Source organism: Shewanella sp. 10N.286.51.B2 (assembly GCF_041469265.1).
Lineage (GTDB): Bacteria > Pseudomonadota > Gammaproteobacteria > Enterobacterales > Shewanellaceae > Shewanella.
The window spans coordinates 21,962-48,606 of record NZ_JBFRKH010000034.1 but is presented as its reverse complement, the minus strand read 5'-3'; the positions used below and the strand labels follow the sequence as shown (position 1 = coordinate 48,606).

Here is a 26,645-nt window from a genome sequence, read left to right as displayed (position 1 = left end):
CCGTTATCATTGGGGTTATGATTTGCAATGGCAGGTTCCAATATGCGCAATCTAAATCAATGGCATAAAAAATAGCGACATGAGTGTCGCTATTTTTTTAGATAAAGTATTCAATGCTAATTCAGCTTCACGGCACTGTCTACCCGAATTGATTAGTTAACCCATTAACAATTCAGCATTAACTGCAATAAATTAAATTAGTTAGACTTAATCGCGACTACAACAGATAGTGACATATTAATACTTAAATCATCTTCTGATCTAACACCACAGTATCTTGAGCAAAGCTTAAATCAAGTTAACTTAGCAATGCTAAAATACAGCCCAGTAAAGCTGGCACAAAGCTTATCTTTACAATGCAGCTGTACCTCAAGTTTCACTTTTACCTTACCGCCATCAGCAAGGCTTGCTAATGAAACATCTGGCCAAATAACACTAGCAGTGGGGGCTTCAGTAATGGGCGCGCTATAGCGGATGTGTGCATCTGCTAATACGATATCACCACTAAAACCTTGCAACTTTTGCTGTAACCACATCATCCCCCAGCCCGTTAGGGTAGCCAGGGTATAAATACTGCCAGCAAACATGGTTTGATGCAGGTTAATATTGGGCTCGAGCGGCGCGGTAACTGTGAGTGTTTGCTGCTGAAAACTCAGCGGCTGCACTTGCATAAACTCACTCAAAGGAATGGTTTGATACCAAGTGTTTTGCAGTTCAATAAGTTGCTCTTTAGCCGCCATAATGTGCTCCTTTAAACCTGTAAATTAAAGGTCACAGGACCATCATTAACTAACTCTACCTTCATGTTTGCGCCGAAAGAGCCTGTAGCAGTTGTCACCCCTTGTTCACGACAAAAAGCCACGAAAGCTTCATATAGCTCATTGGCTTGATCTGGAGTCGCAGCGCTGGAGAAGCTTGGACGCAGCCCTCGGCCAGTATCAGCGGCTAAGGTAAACTGTGACACTACCAGTAACTCACCACCAGCTTGTTGCAGATTTAAATTCATCTTGCCGTTTTCATCACTAAACACACGATAGCCGATGACTTTTTTGGCCAGCTTTTGCATTTTCTCAATGTCATCGTCACGTTCCACCCCAAGCAGCACTAATAAACCTTTATTGATACTACCGGTGACTTCTTGCCCCAGCTCAGAGTCGATGGTGACACTGGCACGTGTCACCCTTTGGATTAAGCCAATCAATGTTACTTCCTAATACTTACGTGAAGAATTGTGCGATTACTTGCGGATTTACCTACACCAACAATAACCTTAGCCAGCGATATCTTGTTTCATCACTGGGATCGGTTTAATTAAATGCTCAGATCCTTTGGGTAATGATTTACCCACTTGATTAAGGCCTTCATCAGTCCACAACATAAAGCGGCGTAATTCTTCCAGTTCAATGGAATCAACAAATGTCGCAGCGCCTTGTACTTGGATCACCGCCCCATTGTCGCGAATGACGAACTTAGCAAAATTAAGCTTTTGGTTTAGTGAGCCAATTAACAACAATAGCTCTTTACTGCCATGTAATTGCGGATGCACCGCAAACAATCGATTGGTAAGAATACGATCGACCCCTTGCTCACTCATGCTAGGCTGCAGCACAAACTGAGTTTCCCCAAATTGCACCGCCACACTATTAGGGCTGAGTTTAGTGGCTAAGTAACTGGCGTTTAGCAACGTTTTATATAATTCTTCAGCGGCTTGCTCATCGCTCATATTAGCCATGTTGATCATCTTAGGAGCAGCAGAAACTACAGTATCTTCTGTGGTATTTTCGGTGGCGGCGCAAGCAGATAACCCTATTACGCACGCTGCAAGTATCAATTTTTTCATTTTCGTTCCTTGTTAAGTTATCTTTGCTAGCGATAAAGTATCGCAAGTTAACACTCATGTCAGGCTCAAGTGCTAAGCCCAGTCGGTGTATTTATAATGCTTGTGTTACTTCTCATTATCTTCTGAAGTAGAAAAAATCCCGGTATCGAGGTACTCAGGCATCGCGGCCGTTATTTCTGCGCCTAATAAAACAATTATCCACGACACATAAATCCACACAAACAAAATCGGGATGGTGGCTAGCGCGCCATAAATGGCTTCATAACTGGGAAACTGCGTCACATAAAAGGCAAAACCTTTTTTACCCGCTTCAAATAGCATCGCCGCTACCACAGCACCTAATAAGGCATGTAAAAAATGCACTTTTTTATTGGGCACCACCATATACAACAGTAAAATCGAGGCCACAGAAAACAACATCGGCAAACGCTCAACCAGCCAAGTCATTAAGCCTGATATTTCGCTATTATCAAATACCGTTAATGACACCACATAAGAGGTTGCCACTAAGCTGGCACCAATCAATACTGGCCCTAATGTCAGTACCATCCAATACATAGAAAAAGACACCATATAAGAGCGGCTTTCAGTGGTACGCCAAATATTATTAAGGGCTTTATCGATAGCAGAAATTAGCAACAAGGCCACCACCACTAACGCAATCACCCCGACAAAGGTGCCCTTTGAGGCATTTTCAACAAATTCATTGATATAAACCTGTACGGTATCGCCAGCGGCAGGCAAAAAGTTGTCGTAAATAAAGCTCTCAATTTTACCGCGAATACCTTTAAATACTGGAAACGCCGACAACATCGACATGGTCACCGCCACCATTGGCACTAGTGATAATAGTGTCACATAGGCTAAGTGACCGGCTTTGACATTGATTTGATCTTCTACCAAGCGCTGCTTAAGGTGAAGTATAAATTGCCAAATGCTAATAAAAACTCGTTGGATATAGGCTACATCTATCTTATTTGTCACAATATTCTCTTGATTATTTTATTTTCAATTCTGCGTTTTAATTCGTACAATGTTATAACACGATAGTTACACTCCAAGGGAGCGATTTAATGTCTCAACAAGGTTCTGCTGGTAATGTGATTGCCGCCATCGCCAGTTTCTTTTTCCCAGGTTTAGGTCAACTGGTTCAAGGTCGTATTATAGCTGCAATTCTATTTTTCTGTCTTACAGCAGTATGTTACTTCTTCTGGGTATTAATCATCCCAGCCATTATTGGTGCCATACTTCACCTTTGGAGCATTATTGATGCTGCCACATTTACCGCCGACTAATTCGATAATACGATAAGAGAGTAAACAATGAAGAAATGGATATCCTTGGCATTACTGAGTAGCAGCTTACTACTTAGCGGTTGTCAAAGCGCTTATTATGGCGCCATGGAAAAGGTCGGCTACCACAAGCGTGACATCATGGTTGATCGCGTCCAGGAAGCAAAAGAGTCCCAAGAAGAAGCCCAAGAGCAATTTAGTTCTGCGTTAGAAGAAATGCAGGCGTTACTTGCCTTTGATGGTGGCGATCTTGAAGATGCTTATAACAAAGCTAAAGATGAATATGATTCAGCGCAGTCAGCCGCTGATGAAGTGGGCGATCGCATCGATAAAGTTGAAGATGTAGCTGAAGCTCTATTTGAAGAGTGGCAAGCTGAAATTCAAGAAATCAGCAAAGCGAGCCTACGCCGTAATAGCACCTCTAAATTGAATGAAACCCAGCGCTCTTACGATTCATTGGTCAAAGGCATGCGCCGCGCCGAAGCAAAAATGCCTCCGATCCTGACGGCTATGAAAGACAATATGTTGTATTTAAAGCATAACCTTAATGCGCAGGCCATTGGCGCCATTAAAGGTGAGTTTGAAAGCCTGCAATCAGATATTACTAGCTTGATCAGCGAAATGAACAAATCGATTGCTGAATCGAATAAGTTTATTGAAGCCATGGAAAAGGGTTAACATCTTAAAAATAAAGTGAGCAGCTTTTAAGTCCTGACTTAAAAGCTGCTTTTCTCTTTAGTTGCCAATTTATCCAGTTCAGAACAAGTCTTAACGCCATCTCGGCAAGCAATCAATGTCACCTCAATATGTGTAAGCATCTGCTTTTGATCAAGTATAAAACCCTGCGAGGCAGCCAAGTGTGATAATACTTGATAAGCCTCAGTCTCTACTGAGCCAAACTGGAATGTATCGCCATTACTGAGTGATGCAATTGCAGTCATTGATAACTGATTATTGTTACTATCTTTTAGCTTTCGAGCTGAAAAATGTAACCTTTGCTCATCATCAAAGCCGCTAACGAGTGACGTTAACGTCGATTTATCGGCAAATTCAAATGTTATTTCAGGGGATAAATTAGCAATGGGGGTATTATATTCAACCCCTTGGATATAGGCTTCAAACCACATCTTTTTGAACTGGTAATAAGTTATCTTACGCTTCCAATCTGCATTAATTTGCACTATTCGGTCTTTATCATTAACTAATGACCATGCTGTTGCGGCAATGTCTGGAGCAACCTTTATTTGTAGCGGCTCAAAAAAGTCCTGCTGATATAAATACTCTGCATAAGTAATAAACTGTTCGCGCTCGAGATTTTGTGGCGCTAAGGGAATAATGGTAGAGCGGTCTTCAAACTGGCAAATGCCTTGGGTGGCAGAGCGATTATAGTCACTACACACTTCAACCATTAATTTAATTACTTCAAATTTACGTAGCTCAAATTGGCTAAAGTTAACCACATTCATAAACGCGTGCTGGCGATTGGCTAACGCTGATAATGCTGCAGCTTGATATTTTTTATCTGAATTACAGTCATTACATTGAAGGTTTATGCTGCCAACTTTATTATTCGCAAAGACATTAGCAGTGACCAACATCAGCATTATTAACAGTACTAATTGGCTTAAAAATCCATTTCTCAAACTATTCCATCCCTATATAAAATTATACGTAACAAGCTAATAATAATCTAAAAGTAGCAATCGCGCCTGATGGCGCTGCAGTGAAATCAATACCCTAGCGATTAATACAGGTCAATGTAGTCATTTTTAGGCACAGCGAAAATCAGCGTATGATTATAATAAGCAATCAGATTGCCGCATGGGTTCTAATTTTGTTCAACGTTAAGGGGGAGTATCCCCAATTAAAGCTCCGACTTACATCCCCCTTAAACTCAGTTCAGTTAATTCAATTTATATAATGCCTACCATTAATCCGTTGAATAATTTGAGTGGCCGTTAAATCATGTACCACATTGATGACAGTCGATGCTGCATCGGTAATGGCGCCTAATACCACCAAAATAGGGATCACTTCGACGGGTAAGCCTAAGGTTGTCACAATAAAGATTTCCCCTAAAAATGCCCCGCCAGGCACGCCGCCAATGACAAATGCTGACAGCACCGAAATCAAAATGGTTAACATAAACACATCCGCGCTAAAGTCGAGCCCAAGTAATGAATAGATAAATACGATTTTAAGCGCGGTTATCATCGCTGCGCCGCCTTTATTTAAATTCACCAATAGCGGCAAGCTGATTTCAGCTATTTGCTCATTTAAACCCATTTTACTTGCTGTGCGAATATTAACTGGCAAGGTGGCCAAAGAGGAACTAGTACCTAGGGCGGTTACTGCAGGAGCTAACATATGCTGCCAAAAATTATTTACTCCTTTCCCTCCACCTCCAATCCATGCATATAGCGTTGAGCCTAAAGTTAAATACAAAAAGGTTGCCACTAAAAATAGCGCAATAGCTCGGGCAAATGTGCCCATTAACTCAGCATCTTGACTGGCCATAGTTGCGGCAAAATAAGCCCCTAAGCCAATTGGTGCTAAGTACATTAAGATGGCTATGATTTTCATGATCACGGTATTAAAGCTATCCAATAATGCCGAAACTTTGAGGCCGTCTTCACCTGATTGACCAATCGCTATTCCGGTGATCAGCGACATAATGATCAGCGCTAAAATATTCGATTTAGACATTAAGCCCACAAAATCATTGGTGGTTAATAAGCTCACAAAATCCATACTGCCAGTGGTTTCAACGGTATCGGCTAAATCAAGTGTCACTCCTTGGGCAGGGTCAAATGCTAGCGCCAACAAGGTAATGCCTACAGCGGGGATCATCGCCATGACAATGGACACGCCCATGATGGTGGCAAGTATGGAGCCAAGCTTTTTTAAATCGGTCATTTTGGCAATGGATGACATCACGCTAACGGCCACCAAAGGCACAATAATCATAAACAACAAGTTGAGAAATATTTGCCCTATGGGTTTAAGTTTAATGGCAAACTCAGGGGCAACTAAGCCCAACATGCCGCCCAGCATCAGGGCTGTGAGTAAAATAATCGATGAGCGATACGCGCGAAGGGCATTCCACATGGTGAGGTTCCAATAATTAAGATCTAGTGAGCATATGCTGATTTTTAATCATAGCCGAAAAGCCGTTACTATGAAGGCCGGGCTTACTGCAGCGCATTGATGACGAGTAACTTATCTGCTGTAAACTTGACTCTGAACTAATGCGCCCAAGCAAAGCCCGCGACTGCGGGCTTTGGCTAAATTGCGATAAACAGCTATCTTCCTCTGCTTCGCCCTTCTCTGGTCATTCCTGACTGACGCGCTTGTCGAGAACGATTCAGACTTTGATGATCTATGCTACTCGAGCGAGTTCGATTAATTGAGTGACTAATATTACTCGACTGATTACGGCTCGGTTGGCTGTGGCTAGTTTGATTTCGACTCGGTTGAATCGAGGTTGATGGCCGCGTACTTGTAACAGGACGAGTATTATTGGCGGGACGGGTATTACTCGCCGGACGAGTAGTGCTAGATGGCCGTGTCGAAGGAAAACTACTACTATTGCCCTTTGACGGTTTATTTACATTGCTAGGTTTAGACCCTTGAGCTTTTGATGGCACATTATTCCACTTACCATCGCTACGATTTTCCCACTTGCCTTTATTATCACGGGCAACATTACCGTGCTTATCGGCAAACACATCATTAGTGCGCTTTTTATTTACCTTCGCTTTATTAAAATGCTTATTGGCTACACTTGGGCTGGCTAAGCGTTTACGATTCGCCTCGCGATGGTAAAGGTTATTGGGTCTAGCGCGATTATTAGCTAATTTGTTCGAACGCATATGATTATGCATTTTAGTGCGATTACCGACACTGATACTGTTACCAATATTGATACGACCGGTATTGATCACCACTGGTCGTCTATAGCCACCGCCATAATAGCCACCACAGCATGGGCGACGATAACCATAACCGCCTCCCCATACCACACCAGCATTGAAAAAGCCGTTGCTCCAGCTCACGCCAACATTCCAACCTGTCCACGGATTATAACCAACATGTAATCCCCAGGTCGGTGGGCGAGGATAATAATAACGGCCTCGATACGGTGGGTAATACCAGCCGGTACCGTAAATTGGCACCCCATAATAAGGGTATGACCACATATAACCCGGCGTATAACCTACGTAAACCACTTCAGGGGTTGAATCATAAACCTGCACGTAAGTGGTGTTATAAACCGGCGAACTTGCGGGTATCTTGGCAATTTCTTCATCAGGAATATTATCAGCAACAATCCACGGGCCTTTGGCAGTTTTTGAGGTAAACCACACCCCATTATCAACAGCGTAATAAGCTTGATTTATCAACAATACTTGTGTGGCGGTATTAACAGCATAGGAGACTGATGTTCCTGTTACCGCTTCAAATTTAGGCTCGCCATCGTATTCAACCTCCAGTGTGGCTTCATCACGCTTAATCGCTGCAGTTTGCGGGATTTGCGCATCTAGCACTGCTTGATTGGCTTCATCAGTGCCTGCAACTGAGACACGTAAGCCACCAATATCAGATTCGGGAGGGATATCGTTAAAGCTTTCAGGCAGTTTGTCAGCCCTAACAAACTGCCAAGGTCCGGCCTGCTTTTTAGATTTAAACCAACGCCCAGATAAAAGCACATACATATCGCCAGAGGAGGTCTCTCTTACCCATGGGGTTTCGGTATTGGTGACATAAAGTAACTTACCATCAATCAGGCTTTGCCAATTGGGTGAGCCATCAGTGGCCACTAACTCAGTCGGTTCATTAGTGGTAATAATCTGCGGCGCATTGACGGTGCTTTTAGCGGCTTCATCCTCGGTATTCACCATGCTGACCAAATCTTCAGGAGGATACAATGTGACTTGCCATGGCCCCATAGGATCATCTGCCACATACCAAAAGGTACCACTGCTTAAATACAGCTTGTTCGTTTGCGTATTACGGGCAACGGCAAAAGGGGTATTTAACACTCGCTCATAGGGACTATTTTCAATTTCACTAAATTGTGGCTCACCATCATAGGACAGCAACACGCTCAAGTTATTACTGAAGACGATTTCTGGCGCATCGTTGTTAATATTATCTAAGCTGCGTTTTACCTGCTCAGCATTTTCAAGGCTGGCTGATAAGCGCTCCATGGAAATTTCGAAGCTAGTTGTCGCTAGCGCTTCTGAGACTGTATCGGTGAACGTTTGCTGGTCTTCGGCAGTGGATGATGGCCAGCGCACTTCGGTCACTTCAATATTACGCACCAAAGCAACATCGTCATCAGTATCGATTCTAGCGCTAAACCAAAAAGCGCCAAATACAGGGTCGTCTTGACCTTCCACTTCAAATGACATCGCAGCGCGGCTCATCAAGATATTACCATCTAACGATTCTGGCTGCGGCTGATAAACCACTAAGGTGCCGAGTTTCGTTTCAACATCTTGCGGCCATTCAATTGCTACTGCCGAAAAGGGTAATAGCAACAATGCTATCCATACAGTTAGCACTTGCAGCCAGAGACGTTTGATATTGGTTATCATCATGAGTCCTTATTTTGCAATCATTTACTATTAATCATGCGCGACTAATAATTAAAAGCGTGTATTTAAGTATATGTAGTAAAATCCATTTATTGCCAATTTGGTCATGATTAACAAGTTAGCATCTATTTGTTCATTTAATATACCGACAAACACATTGAATTTGTAAAATAGATTGTAGAAAAATCAAACAGCCACTTTGCTAAATATCCATCCACCCTGCCGTTTTATGAATATGCAAAGATCAAAAAAGCCCTTACTGGAAACCAGTAAGGGCTTTTTACTAACTGTTATTTACTACTATAAAAGCGGTCTATAAAGACGTCTTATAGTGAGTAGTAAAGTTCAAATTCAACTGGGTGAGTAGTACGTGCAACACGCTCTGCTTCACCTTGCTTGATAGCAATATATGAATCGATAAAGTCATTAGTGAATACTTCACCTTTAACTAAGAACTCACGGTCCGCATCTAAGCTTGCAAGTGCATCTTCTAGTGAAGTCGCAACTTGTGGGATCTCAGCCGCTTCTTCTGCTGGTAAGTCGTATAAATCTTTATCCATAGCTTCACCTGGGTGAATCTTGTTTTGGATACCGTCTAGACCTGCCATTAATAGCGCAGCAAAACCTAAATATGGGTTTGCATGTGGATCAGGGAAACGTGTTTCAATACGACGACCTTTAGGGCTTGGTACCACTGGGATACGGATAGAAGCACTACGGTTACGTGCAGAGTATGCAAGCATGACAGGCGCTTCGAAATGTGGCACAAGACGCTTGTAAGAGTTTGTGCTTGGGTTAGTAAATGCATTCAACGCTTTAGCATGCTTGATGATGCCACCAATGTAGTAAAGAGCAGTTTCACTTAAACCAGCGTACTTGTCGCCTGCGAATAAGTTAACGCCATCTTTAGCTAAAGATTGGTGAACGTGCATACCACTACCGTTATCGCCCATTACTGGCTTAGGCATAAATGTCGCTGTTTTACCGTATGCGTGTGCCATGTTATGCACAACATACTTAAGGATCTGAACTTCATCAGCTTTAGCAGTTAGCGTGTTAAAGCGTGTCGCGATTTCGTTTTGACCGGCTGTAGCAACTTCATGGTGATGCGCTTCAACAACTTGACCCATTTCTTCAAGTACTAAACACATAGCACTACGTAAGTCTTGTGATGAATCAACTGGTGCTACTGGGAAGTAACCACCTTTAACGAATGGACGGTGACCAGTGTTACCATCTTCATAGCCAGTACCTGAGTTCCATGCCGCTTCTTTTGCATCAACTTTAGCAAAACAACCTGACATGTCAGCACCAAACTTAACATCGTCAAATAAGAAGAACTCTGGCTCTGGACCAATTAATACTGTGTCAGCAATACCAGTAGACGTTAAGTATTCTTCAGCTTTTTTAGCAATAGAACGTGGGTCACGGTTGTAACCTGTCATTGTGCCTGGCTCTAAGATGTCACAACGGATTAGTGCAGTTGTTTCTTCTGTGAAAGGGTCAAGAACAAACGTGCTCGCATCTGGCATAAGTACCATGTCAGATTCGTTAATGCCTTTCCAACCCGTAATAGACGAACCATCGAACATTTTGCCGTCTTCAAAAAAATCTTCATCAACCTGATGAGATGGGATAGAAACGTGTTGTTCTTTACCTCTGGTATCGGTAAAGCGTAAATCAACAAACTTAACTTCCAATTCTTTAAGTTGCGTTAAAACAGATTCAGCTGACATTCTTAAGCCTCCGGTAGAGTAAGGGTATTCCCTTTTATAATTCAAGTTCACCACTATACTACGACATTAAAGACGCGTATGTGTCGAAATATCACATAATTGACAATCTTAAAGCTATTACCATGCCAACTGAATAAGTATATGATTTTTATATATTTGACTTAATAGCCAATTATCGAAAACACAATTTTGCATCATTTTAGTGCAAGCGCACGCACTATTATGGTTCAACTTCTATTTTGGTGCGCGGCTAAAAACACTGCGCTGATTGTTTGTCACATTTCTGAATCGTTACTATTATATGATGCTATAAATGCCAAAATTGATGGTTATTTTTTAGCTAATCACAAAGTGTACAAAAATAATCCTATCCGCAAAGCGTCTCGTGGAGTAGAATGGCACGCTTTTTTATGGTGGCTAAACTTAATGCCGCTATAAACTCCTATTTATTTGTTTGATGGTATAGAGGTTTTATCCGTGTTAGAGAATTTACGTAACATCGCCATTATTGCTCACGTCGACCATGGCAAAACGACCTTGGTAGACAAGCTTTTGGCACAGTCAGGCACCCTTGAAAGTCGAGGCGAAGCCGCAGAACGTGTAATGGATTCTAACGATCTTGAAAAAGAACGTGGTATCACCATTTTGGCTAAAAATACCGCCATCAAATGGAACGACTACCGTATTAATATCGTAGACACTCCTGGTCACGCCGATTTCGGTGGTGAAGTTGAACGTGTTCTATCTATGGTAGATTCAGTATTACTTTTAGTTGATGCAGTTGATGGCCCAATGCCACAAACTCGCTTCGTAACTAAAAAAGCGTTTGCTCAAGGCCTTAAGCCAATTGTTGTAATCAACAAGATTGACCGTCCAGGCGCTCGTCCTGATTGGGTTATTGACCAAGTATTCGATTTATTCGACAACTTAGGTGCAACTGACGAACAGTTAGATTTCCCTATCGTTTATGCTTCTGCATTAAATGGTTTCGCGACCCTTGATCCAGACGAAACTAGCGAAGACATGACACCTTTATTCCAAGCAATTGTTGAAAAGGTTTCTTTCCCTGATGCTGATGCTGAAGGTGAATGTCAAATGCAAATTTCTCAAATCGATTACAACTCATACGTAGGTGTTATCGGTATTGGTCGTGTTAAACGTGGTAGCGTTAAGCCTAACCAACAAGTAACTATTGTTGGTGCAGACGGTAAGACACGTAACGGTAAAGTTGGCCAAGTATTAGGTTACATGGGTCTTGACCGTCACGAAGTTGCTGAAGCTAACGCTGGCGACATCGTTGCAATTACCGGTCTTGGTGAGCTAAAAATTTCTGACACTATTTGTGCTCCAGGCGCTGTTGAAGCCTTGCCTGCTCTTTCTGTTGACGAACCAACGCTAACCATGACTTTCCAAGTAAACACTTCTCCGTTTGCTGGTAAAGAAGGTAAGTATGTTACTTCACGTAATATCCTTGAGCGTTTAGAGCAAGAGCTAATTCATAACGTTGCATTACGTGTTGAAGAAACTGAATCTCCAGATCGTTTCCGTGTTTCAGGCCGTGGTGAATTACACTTAGGTATCCTAATTGAAAACATGCGTCGTGAAGGTTACGAGCTAGCGGTATCACGTCCAGAAGTAATCGTTAAAGAAATTGACGGTGAAATGTGCGAGCCATTTGAAACCTTAACCGTTGATGTTGAAGAAGAACATCAAGGTGCTGTAATTGAAAAATTAGGTACACGTAAAGGTGACATGAAAGACATGCAGCTAGACGGTAAAGGTCGTGTACGTATCGACTTTATCATTCCTAGCCGTGGCTTAATCGGTTTCCAAACTGAATTCATGACAGCGACTTCTGGTACTGGTCTTATCTACCATTCATTCGACCATTACGGTCCAGTGAAAGGCGGTGACATTGGTCAACGTGCTCGTGGTGTATTGATTTCAAACGCTACTGGTAAAGCACTGACTTTCGCATTGTTCGGTTTACAAGAACGTGGTCGTCTATTCATCGGCCATGCTGCTGAAGTATATGAAGGTCAAGTTGTTGGTTTACACGCTCGTGCAAACGATTTAACAGTTAACTGTTTGAAAGGTAAGCAACTTACAAACATGCGTGCATCAGGTACTGATGAAGCACAAGTGTTAACTCCGCATATCGAAATGACCCTTGAGCAAGCGCTTGAGTTCATCGATGATGACGAATTAGTAGAAGTAACTCCTGAGAACATCCGTGTTCGTAAGCGTTACTTAACTGAAAACGAGCGTAAGCGTCATAACCGTAGCGCTAAGTAATCGTTTTGATTAGTTAACGATTTCAAATTTTGAGAACCAAAAAACCCGCTTATGGCGGGTTTTTTATTGGCTAAATATACTTAGCCGCAAAACAGCACATGACTTAATTTCACTTTTAACTCACTTAAATCGACTATATATTTTCTCTCAATAATTAATCAACAGAGAATAATATGACCGTCATTAATCACGTTAACGTAGCCAAGCAAGCCAATGTTTATTTTGAAGGTAAAGTCATCAGTCGTACCATTCATTTTAATGACGGAAGCCAGCAGACTCTCGGAGTAGTGTTGCCGGGCGAATACAGCTTTGACACTGCTGTCGCTGAAATCATGAATGTGACTTCAGGTTCATTTGAGGTGCTATTACCCAACAAGAGTGAATGGCAAACCGTTCCAGCAGGTCAACTGTTTACACTTGATGCGAAAGTCACCTTTAAAATTCGTACCCATGAAATTAGCGAATATTGCTGCGAGTACAAGTAATTAGCCTATGTTAATCAGCAGTTAATACTGATCTTTAATTCAAAAGAGGCTAATATTATAAAGTTTAAAGCTGAAGGTGAAGGAACCCCAAATGCGTTTAACCTTATTAATAACTCTTATTTTATGCAGTGTTATCTTTTCTATCAGTCATGCCACCGTGTATCGCTGGGTTGATGAACAAGGAAATGTACATTACAGCGACCAACCACGAGAAAATGCTGAACAAGTAGAATTGAGTGAAAATACCCAAAACAGTGTTGCTGCGCCCACCGTCATAGAAACAGACAGCAGCCCAAAAGAAGCTAAACCAGTAGAGTATCGGGTACGTATTGTTAATCCGACCCAAGAAGAAACCATTCGCAATAACAATGGCAACTTTACTGTGGTTGCCAGTGCTGCACCAGAATTACCCAGTGGCTTTTTAATGGCGCTGTATATCGACGACTTACTTTATGGTCAGCCGCAATCAAGCAGTATTTTTAATGTTACCGAAGTGAATCGCGGTGAACATAATCTCGTGGTTAAAGTTTTGACCCAAAACGGCAAAGTCCTTGCATCAAGTTCTCCAAGAAAGATATTTCTACACCAAGCATCTGTTTTCTCAATCGCAAAGCCTCGACCTTTGCCAAGTAAAAAGTGATATATATCAAAAAGATAAATATTATGAATTTGAGATTGTTTTAACAAGTTGCCAGTGTAGAACAAGTTGCGCATCGCACCATATTGGTGCAACATAGTAGTGCAACTCTACTTTGCAGGACACTTGATGGACATGAACAATCTGCTGAATCATTTGGTTACCGCTGTATTCGTTATCGATAACGAATTACGGCCGCGTTATGCCAATGCTGCAGCTGAACAACTTCTTGGTATTGGCAGCAATAAATTACTAGAGCAGCGTTTACCTGAGCTATATCAGTTCATGGGCGTTGAAGCCGAGCTCCTCCAAGACTCAGTTAACGCAAATCAAGGGATCACCGTCAACACTGCGGCGTTAATTACTCTTGATGGCGTACACCACATCATCGATATCACCCTGATACCGATGGAAAGTGAAGACAACATCAGCCTGCTAGAACTACGTCAAGTTGATCAACAACATCGTATTCATCAACAACTTAATTTAGATGCTCAGCAACAGGCGGCACAATTTTTAGTGCGTAACCTCGCCCATGAAATTAAAAACCCATTAGGTGGCTTAAGAGGCGCGGCGCAACTATTATCTCGGGAACTAGAAGACCCAAGCCTTAAAGAATTTACCGATCTGATTATTGAGCAAGCCGATAGACTACGAAATTTAGTTGATAAACTATTGGGCCCTCAGCGCCCGACTCAACATGAAACCCACAATATTCATCAAATAGTTCAAAAAGTGCTGCGCTTAGTCGAGCTAACCCTACCAAGCAATATCCGCTTGGAGCGAGATTATGACCCTTCAATCCCCGATATGGACATGGATGCTGATCAATTACAGCAAGCGGTGCTCAATGTGGTGCAAAATGCCGCGCAAGCATTAGATCCTAATGGCGGAGAAATACTCATCCGCACTCGCACCCAGCATCAAGTCACCATAGGCACTAAGCGTTTTAAGCTGGTACTGGCATTGTCGATTATCGATAACGGCCCAGGGATCCCTGCAGACCTATTAGATACCTTGTTTTATCCCATGGTCACCGGCCGTGAGGAGGGCTCAGGATTAGGATTATCCATCGCCCATAATATTGCACGATTACATGGAGGTCGGATTGATTGTATATCGGCACCAGGACAAACAGAATTTACGATTATTTTGCCATTACAATAATTTGCCAATGATGGCTCAAGAGGAAGTGATATGAACATAAGCGAACAAGTTTGGATCCTTGATGACGACAGCTCGATTCGCTGGGTTTTAGAAAGAGCCTTAGCGGGAGCTAAACTGACAACGGCAAGTTTTGCCGCTGCAGAGTCGTTATGGCAAGCCTTAGAAATATCTCAGCCTATTGTCATCGTATCTGATATCCGTATGCCGGGTACCGATGGCTTAACCTTGCTTGATCGCTTGCAAATGCACTATCCGCATATTCCGGTGATCATCATGACGGCTCATTCGGATCTGGATAGTGCCGTCAGTGCCTATCAAGCAGGGGCATTTGAATATTTGCCAAAGCCTTTTGATATTGATGAAGCCATTGCGCTGGTAGAGCGCGCACTGACCCATGCAACAGAGCAAGTACCGCCGCCTGTAGCTGAGCCAGAAAAGCTTAAAACACCAGAAATTATTGGTGAAGCGCCTTCAATGCAGGAGGTGTTTCGCGCTATTGGCCGTTTATCTCGCTCATCAATTAGTGTGCTTATTAACGGTCAGTCTGGTACCGGTAAAGAGTTAGTTGCTGGGGCGCTGCATAAACATAGCCCCCGTAAAGAAAACCCTTTTATTGCCCTTAACATGGCAGCAATCCCCAAAGATTTGATTGAATCTGAATTATTTGGTCATGAAAAAGGTGCCTTCACCGGTGCCGCTAATGTGCGCCAAGGGCGCTTTGAGCAAGCCAATGGCGGCACACTATTCTTAGATGAAATTGGTGATATGCCATTAGATGTGCAAACCCGTCTATTGCGGGTATTGGCTGATGGGCAATTTTATCGGGTTGGTGGTCACTTTGCCGTGCAAGTTGATGTACGTATTATTGCCGCAACCCACCAAGACTTAGAATTATTGGTGCAAAAAGGCGATTTCCGTGAAGATTTATTTCATCGTCTCAATGTTATAAGAGTACATTTACCACCGCTTTCTCAGCGCCGTGAGGATATTACTCAGTTAGCAAGCCATTTCCTTGCCACTGCCGCCAAAGAAATCGGCGTTGAGCCTAAAATCCTCACTAAAGAAACCGCTAAAAAACTTGAGCAACTGCCGTGGCCGGGTAATGTGCGTCAGCTTGAAAATACCTGCCGCTGGTTAACAGTGATGGCATCGGGGCAAGAAATCCTGCCTCAGGATTTACCGCCTGAGCTGCTAAAAGATCCCATCAGTGCCAGCGAGCGTGTTAATGGTGTTTCTGATTGGCAAATGGCGCTGACCCAATGGATTGATGAAAAGCTCTCTGCCGGTGAAAGTGATTTATTAACTGAAGTGCAACCTGCCTTTGAGCGAATTTTACTTGAAACCGCACTAAAGCATACTCAAGGCCATAAACAAGAAGCCGCTAAACGTTTAGGCTGGGGGCGTAATACCCTCACCCGCAAGCTAAAAGAGCTTGAAATGGATTAAAGTCCTGCTTATTTCAGCCTAAAAGGAGTCCTATTTCGATAATGAAATGACTCCTTTTTTATGACTATATTGATTTAGTTTTGTAGTTTAAGCACTATTAACTCAGAGTATAAGCATTATTCAGAGCTTCGAATATGGAGCGAGTAACAACCCTCAATTACCACAAACACATGAGCTGTAAAGCCGCGAAGTATATCGCTCAACATAACTGCAAGGACTGAAAATGGCCGCAAAAAGCATTATTGTCATGGGCGTATGTGCCAGCGGAAAAAGTAGCATTGCTGCGCGCTTAGCTGCTGTTATCAAGGCTAAGTTTATTGACGGTGACGATCTACATCCTAAAGCCAATATCATCAAAATGGCCAAGGGCGAAGCGCTCAATGATACCGACCGCGCCCCTTGGCTTGAGCGCATAAGGGATGCTGCATTTAGCATTGAACAAAAAAACGAAACTGCAGTGATTGTCTGTTCAGCATTAAAACAAAGCTATCGCGAGCAAATACGCGAGGGCAATAATCATGTGGTATTTCTGTATCTTGAAGGCAGTTACCAACTAATTTTAAAAAGAATTCAAGCCCGTCATGGCCATTTTATGAAAGCTGACATGCTTGATAGCCAGTTTGCCACCTTAGAAGATCCAAGCAATGAGCCTGACGTGATCACTGTCAATATTGATAATTCTATTGAAGCCATTGTCCAGCAAGCTTTAAAAGCTTTAACCGAGTTAGAATCAAGTTAATTTCGACCGCAACATTATCAAAACCGAACTCATCACTTGGCTGCAGATGTAAAAAAGCCTTAACTGCATATAACAGTTAAGGCTTTTTATTTGGCTAATATTGCCCTTGATAGCAACAGTATTATTAACTGCGGTATCAACTGCAATTGATGTCATCAGCCATTAAATCGGGTCTTGGTGAATAATCACTTCGGCATCTTCAAACTCTGCCCGTAAGCGATCTTCAGTGCCATCAGTAATTTCGTGGGCTTCAAGTAATAACAGTTGCCCATTTAATTCAATATGAAATTGAATGAAGGTGGTTTTACCGGCCTGACGCGTCCGTAAATCATGAATACCATTCACCCGCGGATCCGCGGTGGCAATGGCAACAATCTGCGCCCGAGTCTCTTCATCCAGCTCCCTGTCTAATAACGACTGAACCGAGCGATACGCTAAATCAAATGCTTGATGACCAATGTATAAGGCAATCAATACTGCAAACAAGCCATCAGCCCACCACCAGCCATATTGTGCTAATACCAATGCCAGCAATACTGCACCGTTTAAAAATAAATCTGATTTATAATGCAATGAATCCGCTTCGACTATGGTGCTGTTGGTCTTGGCTAAGGCTTTTTTCTGCAGTATCACCAAGGCAAAAGTCATGACTAAGGCAATAATGGAGACAATGACCCCAAGGCCTGCATGGGCCACTTCTACCGGATTAATTAACCGTTCGCCACCATAAAACATCAACAAAAATGCTGAGCCTAAGATGAAAGCAGATTGGGCAAGTGATGCAAGAGGTTCGGCTTTACCATGACCATATCGATGGTCGTCATCAGCGGGTAAAATGGCATAGCGAATAGCGATGAAATTCACTATGGATGCTAAGGCATCAGCAAAGGAGTCAGTAAGGGAAGCTAACATACTCGCCGACCCTGAATAGAGCCAAGCGAGTAGTTTTATCACGATCAGGATTAATGCTGTTGCCACCGCGGCTCGGCTGGCAAGTTTTACCCAAAAATCGTATTCAGATTCTGCAGTCATAATAGAGAAAACACTAGTAATTAAGCCATTTAGTTAATCTCTATTATAGCGGAGTCTTGGTTTATTTAACGAGAACCTTTACCTTTTACCTTGGTAAAGCGTGATTCAAATTTCTGTTGCTGCTCTTCTGTCAAAATTTGATAGATTTCATTTTGCATTTTGAAGAAATTCATCATTTGTTGTGTTTGCTTCGCCTGCTTAGCAGCAATGATTTGCTCAGCTTGAGACTCATTAAAGTTGGCATCAGTAATTAACGCTAACATGTCTGCTTTATGTGCACTGCGCTCTTGTGCTGAAGGACGCTCGCCTTTTTCAGCTTTGTACTTAGCCATAATCGCTTTAACGTCAGTCTTTTGCGCTTCGGTAAGATCTAAAGAACGTAGCATTTTACGTACGCCTTTATGCATGCTTTTACCGTGATGTTTGCCGCCGTGAGCACGTTCACCTTTTTGGGTTTGCTCAGTTTTAACTGAGGTATCTGCAGGCTCTGCGGCATAAAGTTGACCAGCTAATAATGCTGATGATGCTACTAGAGCTAAAACGCTGCTTTTCATCTTTAATCGTGTTTTCATAATCTCACCTTTTATCTCAAGTTATTGAACCCGCTAAGACCGACGGTTAACCATTTAATCCATCAAATGTAACCAATCAAAAACTCACCTTAGGCTCAAAATCGTTTGTGTTGTCAGCATGAAAATGAACATCGCACTGATAACGGGATCTGGGGTCACCTACATACTGTTTCGTAGGAATGAAACAAGTTTAGCGAATGCAATGTCAATGAGGGTGTTGGCTCAGTAAAAAAATGTAAAGACCATTTTTTAATCAACACACATCTTGTTATTCAATAAAATTGCCCATAATCACGACCTCGATGCAGAGAATGGGAGCAAGCTCACGTATTAAAGGTTTGATCATTTTCATAATGAACAAAGTTACACTTGTAACATCAAAGTTAGCGCTAAGTAGTTAACATTATGAGACATTAGCTTTATAGCGAGTGCGACTTATCAGAGATAATTTAAGCGCATGTGACAAAAGACTGCAGCTAAGAGTGAATGACTGATGTTATGAGTGACTAAATGCGGTAAATGATTGAATTGAGGTTATGGATGAACAAAGTTGTCAGCAATATCATTTTTATTAGTAGTTTATTATTTTCTGTCTGTGGTTTTGCACAAAGTAACGTGACACCCAGTCCTCACGAACCCAATGCCAGTATTTGGGTTAATCAAACCCAAGCCGGCCCCGAGATTAACTTACACTTTTTTTGGTCTGCGACCTGCCCACATTGTAAGGAGGCTCACCCTTTTATAGATGCCTTAGCAGAGCGCTATAGCTGGATTCATTTACAAGATTACCTTATCAGCGAGCCTGGCAGTGTCGACAAACTCATGGCCGTGGGCGAATTAACCGGGGTTGAACCCAAGTCAGTGCCTTATTTCGCCGTCTGTGGCGAAGCCATTACTGGCTACAACAGCCATGATGTCACCGGACGCTATATTCTGCAGCGCCTAGAGGCTTGTTATCAACGAAATGCAGGCAGCTTGCCAAGCAAAGACTTAATGGCTGATTTCTATACCGAAAAAACCACTGCTAGTAGCCCGCTTTTTGAAACCTGTGCTGATGATTCAGATCCAAATAACCCCAGCACTTGTGGGATGAACTTTAGTACGACTACTAGCGAACAAGCAAAGCTCGATTCAACGCCACATATCCAGCCCGTTGATATTCCGTTAATTGGTGCAGTACAACCAGAGCAAATGTCACTTCCTGTGTTGACCTTAGTCCTCGCCGGCGTCGATGCCTTTAACCCTTGTGCCTTCTTCGTATTGCTATTTTTGCTTAGCATTATGGTGAATGCCGGTAGTCGTGGCCGCATGTTATTAGTGGGCGGTATCTTTGTGTTTTTCTCGGGCTTTATTTACTTTATCTTTATGAGCGCGTGGCTAAACTTATTCCAGTTACTTGGCGGTGGTGATGGCGGCTGGATAATTACTAGCGCAGGAGTTATCGCACTGGTGGCGGCAGTAGTGAATATTAAAGATTTCTTTTTTGGTAAAGGCGATGTCAGTTTGTCTATGTCAGTTGAAAACCGCGGCAGCTTAATCAAACGCATGGGCAAATTATCTAAAGCTAGCTCTTTACCAAGCTTAATATTGGGTTCGGCATTACTGGCGATTATGGCCAATGCTTACGAGCTACTCTGCACCGCGGGTTTCCCGATGATTTACACTTCAGTGTTATCAATCTCAGGGGTAGATACCGTGCAGCGCTATTTATACCTCATCGCTTATAACCTTATCTATATCATTCCATTAGCGACGATTGTCATTGTTTTTGCTGCCACATTAGGTAAACGTAAGCTCACTGAAAAAGAAGGTGAAGTACTTAAGTTAATGTCTGGGATCATGATGCTAGGCTTAGGCAGCATGTTGGTCCTTAACCCTATGGCACTGCAAAACGTGGTGTTCTCTGTTGGGTTAATTGCCGGCTCAATTTTACTTACCTATATTGTGGTAAAAATTAAGCGCTATAAGCAAAAAGCCGTCTAATTTTTTATCTGGTAACATTATCAATGCGAGTGCTATTAAGTGGCACTCGCTATTGGCTATTTTGATTAGACTGACCAGCTTAGTTTATTGCTTGTTCCAGCCCATTTATAGCTATCACTAAACAATAACCACAGCTTAGTTGGCCAATATGTAAAAGAGTGCAATGTTGCTAAACTTGGCTATTCATTCGTTATATAGTGAATGCTTATTATTGAGCGAGGATCCCATGAGTCGAATTTTATTAGTCGATGATGACGCAGGTTTATCAGAGTTATTAGCCCAGCTTTTAGAGCTAGAAGGCTTTGAATTAACTCAAGCATTTGATGGTCAGCAAGGGCTAGACTTTGCGCAGAATCAAGATTTTGATTTAATCTTATTAGACGTCATGCTGCCAAAACTCAATGGTTTTGAAGTGCTGCGCGCCCTGCGCACCCAAAAGCAAACTCCAGTGCTGATGCTTACCGCCAGAGGCGATGAAATTGACCGAGTAGTAGGGTTAGAAATTGGCGCTGATGACTACCTGCCAAAACCGTTTAACGATCGTGAATTAGTGGCCCGTATACGCGCTATTTTACGCCGTTCTAGCCTCACTCAAGCAGATGCAGGCGCCCAAGATACCATTAGCTTTGGTGATTTAAGCTTAGATCAAGCCAGACAAGAGCTGTACTGTAATGATCAGCTTATTATTCTTACCGGCACTGAATTCTCATTGCTTCATAGCTTGATCACTCAAGCAGGCGATTTGGTCACTAAAGAGCAGCTCAGTGAAACCGTTTTGGGTAAAAAACTGATGCCATTTGACCGCAGTTTAGACATGCATTTATCCAATCTGCGCAAAAAATTACCTGAACGTCACGATGGTCGCCCTCGAGTAAAAACCATCCGTGGTAAAGGCTATATCTGGATCCCATAATGATTAAGCTATCTTCGTTAAATCGTTTATTTGTCAAATTACTGCTGGGCTTTTGGCTTGGCAGCTCTTTAATTATTGGCTTTGTGGCTGTACTGCCTTTATTGCAGCAAAACCACGACAAACAGCCAATGACAGCCAAGCAGCAACAGCTACTTAAACGCACAGCTAAACCATTTATTGAAGATCCTAAATTACTCGAAGATCACAAAGCTTTAAAACGCTTGCATCGCCATCGCAGTCCAAATGGCAAAATGATTAAGTTCTATATCACCAATGACCAAGACCTTGTGATTAATAGCAGGCAAGTCCCTAGAACCTTTAGAGAGTTCTTGCTGATTAGTGAAGAGTTTAACGCGCCAATGAGCCATCAGTTCCGTGATGAATTGATTTTTGGACCTTACACTTTTACTGCTGGGGAACAAGAATATCGCATCTACAGTCGCGTACCAGATAACCACCCTAGACCTTGGTTCTTTTTCTTTAATGACCATAAATTATTAACCACTATTATCGCCATGATCTTATCTGGCATATTATGTGGCTTTTTAGCATGGTATTTAGGCAAACCACTTCGCTCACTCAAGCATAGCTCTAACGCTCTTGCTAGCGGCGATTTAAGCGCTCGAGTCGATGACAGTATTGCCGCCAGAGGCGATGAAATGGGCGAGTTAGCACAAGCATTCAATACCATGGCGCAATCCATTGAAACCATGATGCATAACCAGCAGCGCCTAATGGGTGATATCTCCCATGAACTGCGTACCCCCTTGACGCGCTTACAACTCTCTTTAGCGCTGGCTCGCAAAAAACAACAAAGCAGCGTCGAGATTGAGCGCATTGGCTATGAAGCTGAGCAGCTAGAAGCTTTGATTGCAGAATTGCTGACCTTATCGCGAGTGACCATCAGTAATACTGAAAATAAAGTCCACTTAGAACTTGCCGAGTCTCTCAGTCAAATTCTTGATGATGCTGAATTTGAAGCCGAGCAACAACAGAAAAGATTACTCATTGATATACCAGAAAACATTAGCCTAGATCACTACCCCAAAGCGCTTTCTCGGGCGATTGAAAATGTACTGCGTAATGGCATTCGCTATGCCAATAGTGACATTTCAATCACTGCAATAAAGCAACACCAACAGGTCGTCATTACCATTAAAGACGATGGTCCTGGTATTGAAGACGTTGAGTTAGAGAAAATATTTAAGCCTTTTTATCGCCCTGATAGTTCAAGAGACAGAGAATCAGGTGGTTGGGGCTTAGGTCTGGCGATTACCCAAGCCGCCATCAAGCTCAATAAAGGCGAGATACATGCCAGCAATATTGCCCCCCATGGGCTCAAGGTGGTGATTAGCCTGCCTGAGCGGATCTGCCGTTCGAATTGAACATTGTGAATTGATTACCACCAGCAGCTGGTTTTGCGTATAATTCCCAGCTCAATCAATGAAGGTAGCTATCCATGTTCCATATTGCGCTTTATGAACCAGAAATTGCCCCTAATACCGGTAACATTATCCGTCTTTGTGCCAATAATGGCGCTAAGCTACATTTAATAGAGCCATTAGGTTTTGATTTAGAAGAGAAAAAACTTCGACGCGCCGGCTTAGATTACTCAGACTTAACCAATATCACCCGTCATAAAGATTTTGCAGCCTTCCTTGACGTCATGGCAGGTAAACGTATTATGGCCTGCACCACCAAAGGTAGTCGTCCTCATACTGAGCTGTCGTTCGCTGCTGATGATGTATTGTTATTTGGGCCCGAAACCCGTGGCTTACCTATGGATGTCATTGAGTCGATTCCCACTGAGCAGCGCTTACGTATTCCGATGACGGCTAACAGTCGCAGCTTGAACCTGTCTAACTCAGTGGCGATTATTAGCTATGAGGCTTGGCGTCAATTGGACTTTGCTGGCGCCAGCTAGGTTTTAGGTTTTAGGTTTTAACCACGGTAAGTTTCAAACATCAATCTGGCTTAAGTGGTTCAGACTAAGTGGTTCATCCCAATCACATAATGCAGCCAACAAAAAGCCTCGCAATAATGCGAGGCTTGTTTATTTAACCTGTTCCGCGCTGAGATAGCTTATTGGCCAAAGCCCACATCGGTAATATTAACCTTAGTAACCTCACCATACTCTTTGGCAATATCGGCAATCTGAGCCGCGTTACCAACAAGCACATACTGCAAATTGTCTTTTGGAAAGTAACGGTTAATGAGACGCTGGGTTTCGGCTAATGTCAGCCCATCGACCTTGGCTTGAAACTCATTAATAAATGCATCATCAAAGTTATAGATATACATATCAGCCAGTAACTCGCCCAGTTGGCCACCGGTTTCAAACTTAGGAGGGTACTGACCTTTGACATAAGCTTTGGCTGAATCTAGGGTTTGTTGATCAATGCCTTGCTCCCATAAACGGCCATAGGTTTTTAAAGCTAAATCCATGGCTTCTTTGGTGGTGCTGGTTTTAGTAAAGGTGCTGATAGAGAACACCCCTGCAGCAGAATAGGCACTAAAGCCAGAACGCGCCCCATAAGTGAGCCCGGCGTTAACCCGTAACTCATCATTAAGCCATGAGGTAAAACGGCCCCCTAAAATGGTATTGACTACCGTTAGCCCCACATAATCAGGGTTATCGCGCTTAATCCCCAAACCGCCAATAACAAAAGTGGTTTCAATGGCATCGGGTTTATCAACTAATAACACCTTACTGGCAGTTAATGGCGCTAGCCCTTGTGTTAAATCAGGCTGCACCGCAGTGTCAGTGTTTTTCCAGCCGCCAAATGCCGTTGACAGCTTGGCTTTCATGGTTGCGATATCAAAGTCACCCACCACATTAATGGCGGTATTTTTTGGCTGAAAATAACTTTGATGAAAGGCCCGTAGCTGAGTGACATTAATATCAGCTAATGACTTACTGTTGCCTGATATCGGATTGGCGTAAGGATGCTCACCAAATATCAACTTATTGTAGTAACGACCGATTACCGCCCGTGGGCTTTCTTTCGCTTGTGACAAGCCAACAATTTCGCGCTGTCTGAGTTTTTCAAATTCACTATGGTCAAAGTCAGGGCTTATGAGCACTGGCTGGATAATATCGAGCATGGTATCAAGATCTTTACTCATAAAATCCGCTTCCAGCATCATGCTTTCACGCCCTGACGCTGTAGATAAGCTTGCACCGAGAAAGTCCACCATCTGCTCAATTTCAGCTTTGCTTTTAACACCGGCGCCCAGTAATAAACTTTTCATTGTCATATACGACACCCCAGATGTGGTGTCGTTTACCGCCCCTGCGCGCACAACGGCATTAAAGTTAATTATCGGTACTTCTTGTTGCACCATCAAATTAACCAATAAGCCATTTTTAAGGGTAATGGATTGATATTGCGGCATACTGAAACTGCCAGTATCGAGGGGCTTGCTTGACTCAGTCGTGGCTTTGCAGCCCGCCAACCCCACACCACAAGCAAGCGCTATGGCTGATACCGTTAAGGCGCTGGTCTTTTTAAGCTTTATCAATGACATCATTAGTCAGCTCCCTCTGTGGCGGCTAACACACCCACGGTGCGATTGGCCTTACGTAAATAGGTTTGCGCAACACGCTGAATATCAGCAACGGTTACCTTATTGTAGGCTGCAGGCGCACTAAATAGTTTGTCATAACTGCCAAAATACAGCTCATAACGACCTAAAGTATTAGCGCGGCCATTGATGGTTTGCATGGTGCGATAAAAATCCATTAGCTTGATGTTTTTCACTTTTTCAAGCTCTTGCTCGCTAACGCCTTCAAGGGCAATACGGTTTATCTCGGCAATCATTGAGGCTTCTAATTGCAATGCATCAATCCCTGCATTGGCGACCCCAAGAAAGTAAAACAGATTAGGGTCAAATGACATCGGCAAATATGACATCACATCGGAGGCCAGTTGCTTATCCACCAAGCCTTGATAAAGCCGTGAGCTATTACCTTCACTGAAAATAGTGCTGAGTATATCTAGCGCATAATAATCGGCATGTTTCGTGGATGGCACATGATACGCCAGCAGCACATTAGGGGTAGTGACAGAGGCTTTTTCAACAAATACTCGGCGCTCACCTTTTTGCAGCGGCTCTACAGTGCGAACGGCTAATGGCGCGGGCTGGGCGGCAATGACGCCAAAATATTGCTTCGCTAGACGCTTCACCTCCGCGGTTTTAACATCACCTGCGATCACCACCACAGCATTGTTGGGCGCATAGTAAGTCTTATGGTATTGCTGTAAATCCGCTAGCGACCAGGCGGCAATATCTGACTCATGGCCAATCACAGGCCAGCTATAAGGGTGAGCTCTAAACGCTGCACCTTTTACTTCTTGTTGCAAGGTGCGCCAGTTGGAGTTTTCAAGCCCTGTGGTGCGCTCTGATTGCACCACACCACGCTCGCTTTCTACCATCTGCGAATTAATATCTAAGTTAGCGATGCGATCAGCTTCGAGATCAAAAATGGTTTCTAACGCATTGGCAGGAAACCAATTGGTGTATACCGTGGTGTCTTCAGTGGTATAAGCATTATTAGCGCCACCCGCGGCTTCCATGGTGCGGTCAAACATTTTAGGGCCATACTTTTTTGAGCCGTTAAACATCATGTGCTCGAAAAAATGCGAGATCCCAGTAATGCCCGGTGCCTCATTACGAGAACCCACTTTCCAAAACAAATACATGTTGGCATTGGGTATGCTGCTATCTTCTAGCACCATAATTTTCATGCCATTATCCAGAGTAAAGCTATTGATATCCTCGACTGTGGTGGCCATCGCCGCGGTACTCACCCAGCAACTGAGTAATACCCATAACGCGCTGATGTTGCGATTCATAATGGTTTCCTTGTAAGTCATTGCAATGAACAACAGGCCTGCTACAACCCGT

General features: G+C 43.0%; 24 protein-coding genes. 12 read left to right on the top strand and 12 right to left on the bottom strand.

From position 1 onward, the window contains the following. Positions 1–293 precede the first annotated feature (293 nt). From AB4140_RS09350 to AB4140_RS09335, 4 genes are all read right to left on the bottom strand, one after another. Positions 294–740 (bottom strand): thioesterase domain-containing protein, encoded by a 447-nt coding sequence (locus AB4140_RS09350; protein WP_372000703.1) that lies wholly within the window; start codon positions 738–740, stop codon positions 294–296. Positions 741–751: 11 nt separating this feature from the next. Further along, entirely contained in the window at positions 752–1,201 is a 450-nt protein-coding gene (gene dtd, locus AB4140_RS09345; RefSeq protein WP_102439862.1) for a D-aminoacyl-tRNA deacylase, read from the bottom strand. A 69-nt stretch (positions 1,202–1,270) separates the two neighbouring features. Continuing rightward, a complete protein-coding gene (locus AB4140_RS09340) occupies positions 1,271–1,840 on the bottom strand; it encodes a hypothetical protein (protein ID WP_102439863.1) in 570 nt (189 codons plus the stop codon). 105 nt (positions 1,841–1,945) lie between these two features. Further along, a complete protein-coding gene (locus AB4140_RS09335; protein ID WP_102439864.1) occupies positions 1,946–2,824 on the bottom strand; it encodes a virulence factor BrkB family protein in 879 nt (292 codons plus the stop codon). An 89-nt stretch (positions 2,825–2,913) separates the two neighbouring features. Between AB4140_RS09335 and AB4140_RS09330 the strand changes: the two genes are divergently transcribed. Beyond that, entirely contained in the window at positions 2,914–3,135 is a 222-nt protein-coding gene (locus AB4140_RS09330) for a hypothetical protein (RefSeq protein ID WP_076538103.1), read from the top strand. 27 nt (positions 3,136–3,162) lie between these two features. Next, a complete protein-coding gene (locus tag AB4140_RS09325; protein WP_102439865.1) occupies positions 3,163–3,810 on the top strand; it encodes a DUF2959 domain-containing protein in 648 nt (215 codons plus the stop codon). A 38-nt stretch (positions 3,811–3,848) separates the two neighbouring features. On the opposite strand, the gene AB4140_RS09320 is transcribed toward AB4140_RS09325, so the two are convergent. The 4 genes from AB4140_RS09320 to glnA form a co-directional block, all read right to left on the bottom strand. Further along, complete coding sequence (locus AB4140_RS09320) at positions 3,849–4,775, bottom strand: hypothetical protein (protein ID WP_133126585.1); 927 nt, start codon at positions 4,773–4,775, stop codon at positions 3,849–3,851. Positions 4,776–5,040: 265 nt separating this feature from the next. Then, entirely contained in the window at positions 5,041–6,240 is a 1,200-nt protein-coding gene (locus AB4140_RS09315; protein ID WP_102476581.1) for a dicarboxylate/amino acid:cation symporter, read from the bottom strand. 194 nt (positions 6,241–6,434) lie between these two features. Next, positions 6,435–8,735 carry a carbohydrate-binding family V/XII gene (locus AB4140_RS09310; RefSeq protein WP_372000700.1) on the bottom strand — a complete coding sequence of 767 codons (2,301 nt, stop codon included), beginning with the start codon at positions 8,733–8,735 and terminating at the stop codon, positions 6,435–6,437. Between the two features lie 323 nt (positions 8,736–9,058). After that, complete coding sequence (gene glnA / locus AB4140_RS09305; protein ID WP_076538111.1) at positions 9,059–10,468, bottom strand: glutamate--ammonia ligase; 1,410 nt, start codon at positions 10,466–10,468, stop codon at positions 9,059–9,061. Between the two features lie 477 nt (positions 10,469–10,945). On the opposite strand from glnA, the gene typA reads away from it, so the two are divergent. The 6 genes from typA to AB4140_RS09275 all read left to right on the top strand — a co-directional run bounded on the left by typA (position 10,946) and on the right by AB4140_RS09275 (position 17,237). Next, entirely contained in the window at positions 10,946–12,763 is a 1,818-nt protein-coding gene (gene typA, locus AB4140_RS09300) for a translational GTPase TypA (RefSeq protein ID WP_076538117.1), read from the top strand. Between the two features lie 173 nt (positions 12,764–12,936). Then, on the top strand, positions 12,937–13,248 hold the full coding sequence (locus tag AB4140_RS09295) for a pyrimidine/purine nucleoside phosphorylase (protein WP_102440175.1): 312 nt from the start codon (positions 12,937–12,939) through the stop codon (positions 13,246–13,248). A gap of 91 nt (positions 13,249–13,339) precedes the next feature. Further along, on the top strand, positions 13,340–13,888 hold the full coding sequence (locus AB4140_RS09290) for a DUF4124 domain-containing protein (RefSeq protein ID WP_102440174.1): 549 nt from the start codon (positions 13,340–13,342) through the stop codon (positions 13,886–13,888). Between the two features lie 126 nt (positions 13,889–14,014). After that, a complete protein-coding gene (gene glnL / locus AB4140_RS09285) occupies positions 14,015–15,052 on the top strand; it encodes a nitrogen regulation protein NR(II) (protein WP_102440173.1) in 1,038 nt (345 codons plus the stop codon). A gap of 30 nt (positions 15,053–15,082) precedes the next feature. Next, positions 15,083–16,498 (top strand): nitrogen regulation protein NR(I), encoded by a 1,416-nt coding sequence (gene glnG, locus AB4140_RS09280; protein ID WP_372000697.1) that lies wholly within the window; start codon positions 15,083–15,085, stop codon positions 16,496–16,498. A gap of 223 nt (positions 16,499–16,721) precedes the next feature. Next, complete coding sequence (locus AB4140_RS09275; RefSeq protein ID WP_303412399.1) at positions 16,722–17,237, top strand: gluconokinase; 516 nt, start codon at positions 16,722–16,724, stop codon at positions 17,235–17,237. A gap of 162 nt (positions 17,238–17,399) precedes the next feature. Here AB4140_RS09275 and AB4140_RS09270 read toward each other — a convergent pair whose 3' ends face one another. Both AB4140_RS09270 and AB4140_RS09265 read right to left on the bottom strand, forming a co-directional pair. Next, the gene (locus AB4140_RS09270; RefSeq protein WP_102440170.1) at positions 17,400–18,269 is read right to left on the bottom strand and encodes a cation diffusion facilitator family transporter; all 870 of its coding nucleotides are present in this window, start codon (positions 18,267–18,269) and stop codon (positions 17,400–17,402) included. Between the two features lie 65 nt (positions 18,270–18,334). Beyond that, entirely contained in the window at positions 18,335–18,841 is a 507-nt protein-coding gene (locus tag AB4140_RS09265; RefSeq protein WP_102531192.1) for a Spy/CpxP family protein refolding chaperone, read from the bottom strand. A 540-nt stretch (positions 18,842–19,381) separates the two neighbouring features. Here AB4140_RS09265 and AB4140_RS09260 point away from each other — a divergent pair. The 4 genes from AB4140_RS09260 (at position 19,382) to trmL (ending at position 23,661) form a co-directional block, all read left to right on the top strand. Continuing rightward, positions 19,382–20,824: a cytochrome C biosynthesis protein gene (locus AB4140_RS09260; protein WP_372000694.1), complete on the top strand. Its 1,443-nt coding sequence runs from the start codon at positions 19,382–19,384 to the stop codon at positions 20,822–20,824. A gap of 226 nt (positions 20,825–21,050) precedes the next feature. Next, the gene (locus tag AB4140_RS09255) at positions 21,051–21,737 is read left to right on the top strand and encodes a response regulator (protein WP_102440184.1); all 687 of its coding nucleotides are present in this window, start codon (positions 21,051–21,053) and stop codon (positions 21,735–21,737) included. Continuing rightward, positions 21,737–23,122 carry an ATP-binding protein gene (locus tag AB4140_RS09250; RefSeq protein ID WP_102440167.1) on the top strand — a complete coding sequence of 462 codons (1,386 nt, stop codon included), beginning with the start codon at positions 21,737–21,739 and terminating at the stop codon, positions 23,120–23,122. Before AB4140_RS09255 ends, AB4140_RS09250 begins: the two co-directional genes overlap by 1 nt. A gap of 74 nt (positions 23,123–23,196) precedes the next feature. Beyond that, complete coding sequence (gene trmL / locus AB4140_RS09245) at positions 23,197–23,661, top strand: tRNA (uridine(34)/cytosine(34)/5-carboxymethylaminomethyluridine(34)-2'-O)-methyltransferase TrmL (protein ID WP_102476589.1); 465 nt, start codon at positions 23,197–23,199, stop codon at positions 23,659–23,661. Positions 23,662–23,819: 158 nt separating this feature from the next. Here the strand turns inward: trmL and AB4140_RS09240 are convergent, their stop codons facing one another. After that, positions 23,820–25,268 carry a M16 family metallopeptidase gene (locus AB4140_RS09240; protein ID WP_372000692.1) on the bottom strand — a complete coding sequence of 483 codons (1,449 nt, stop codon included), beginning with the start codon at positions 25,266–25,268 and terminating at the stop codon, positions 23,820–23,822. Then, positions 25,268–26,593: a M16 family metallopeptidase gene (locus AB4140_RS09235; RefSeq protein WP_372000690.1), complete on the bottom strand. Its 1,326-nt coding sequence runs from the start codon at positions 26,591–26,593 to the stop codon at positions 25,268–25,270. The genes AB4140_RS09240 and AB4140_RS09235 overlap by 1 nt, the downstream gene beginning before the upstream one ends. Between the last annotated feature and the right edge of the window lie 52 nt (positions 26,594–26,645).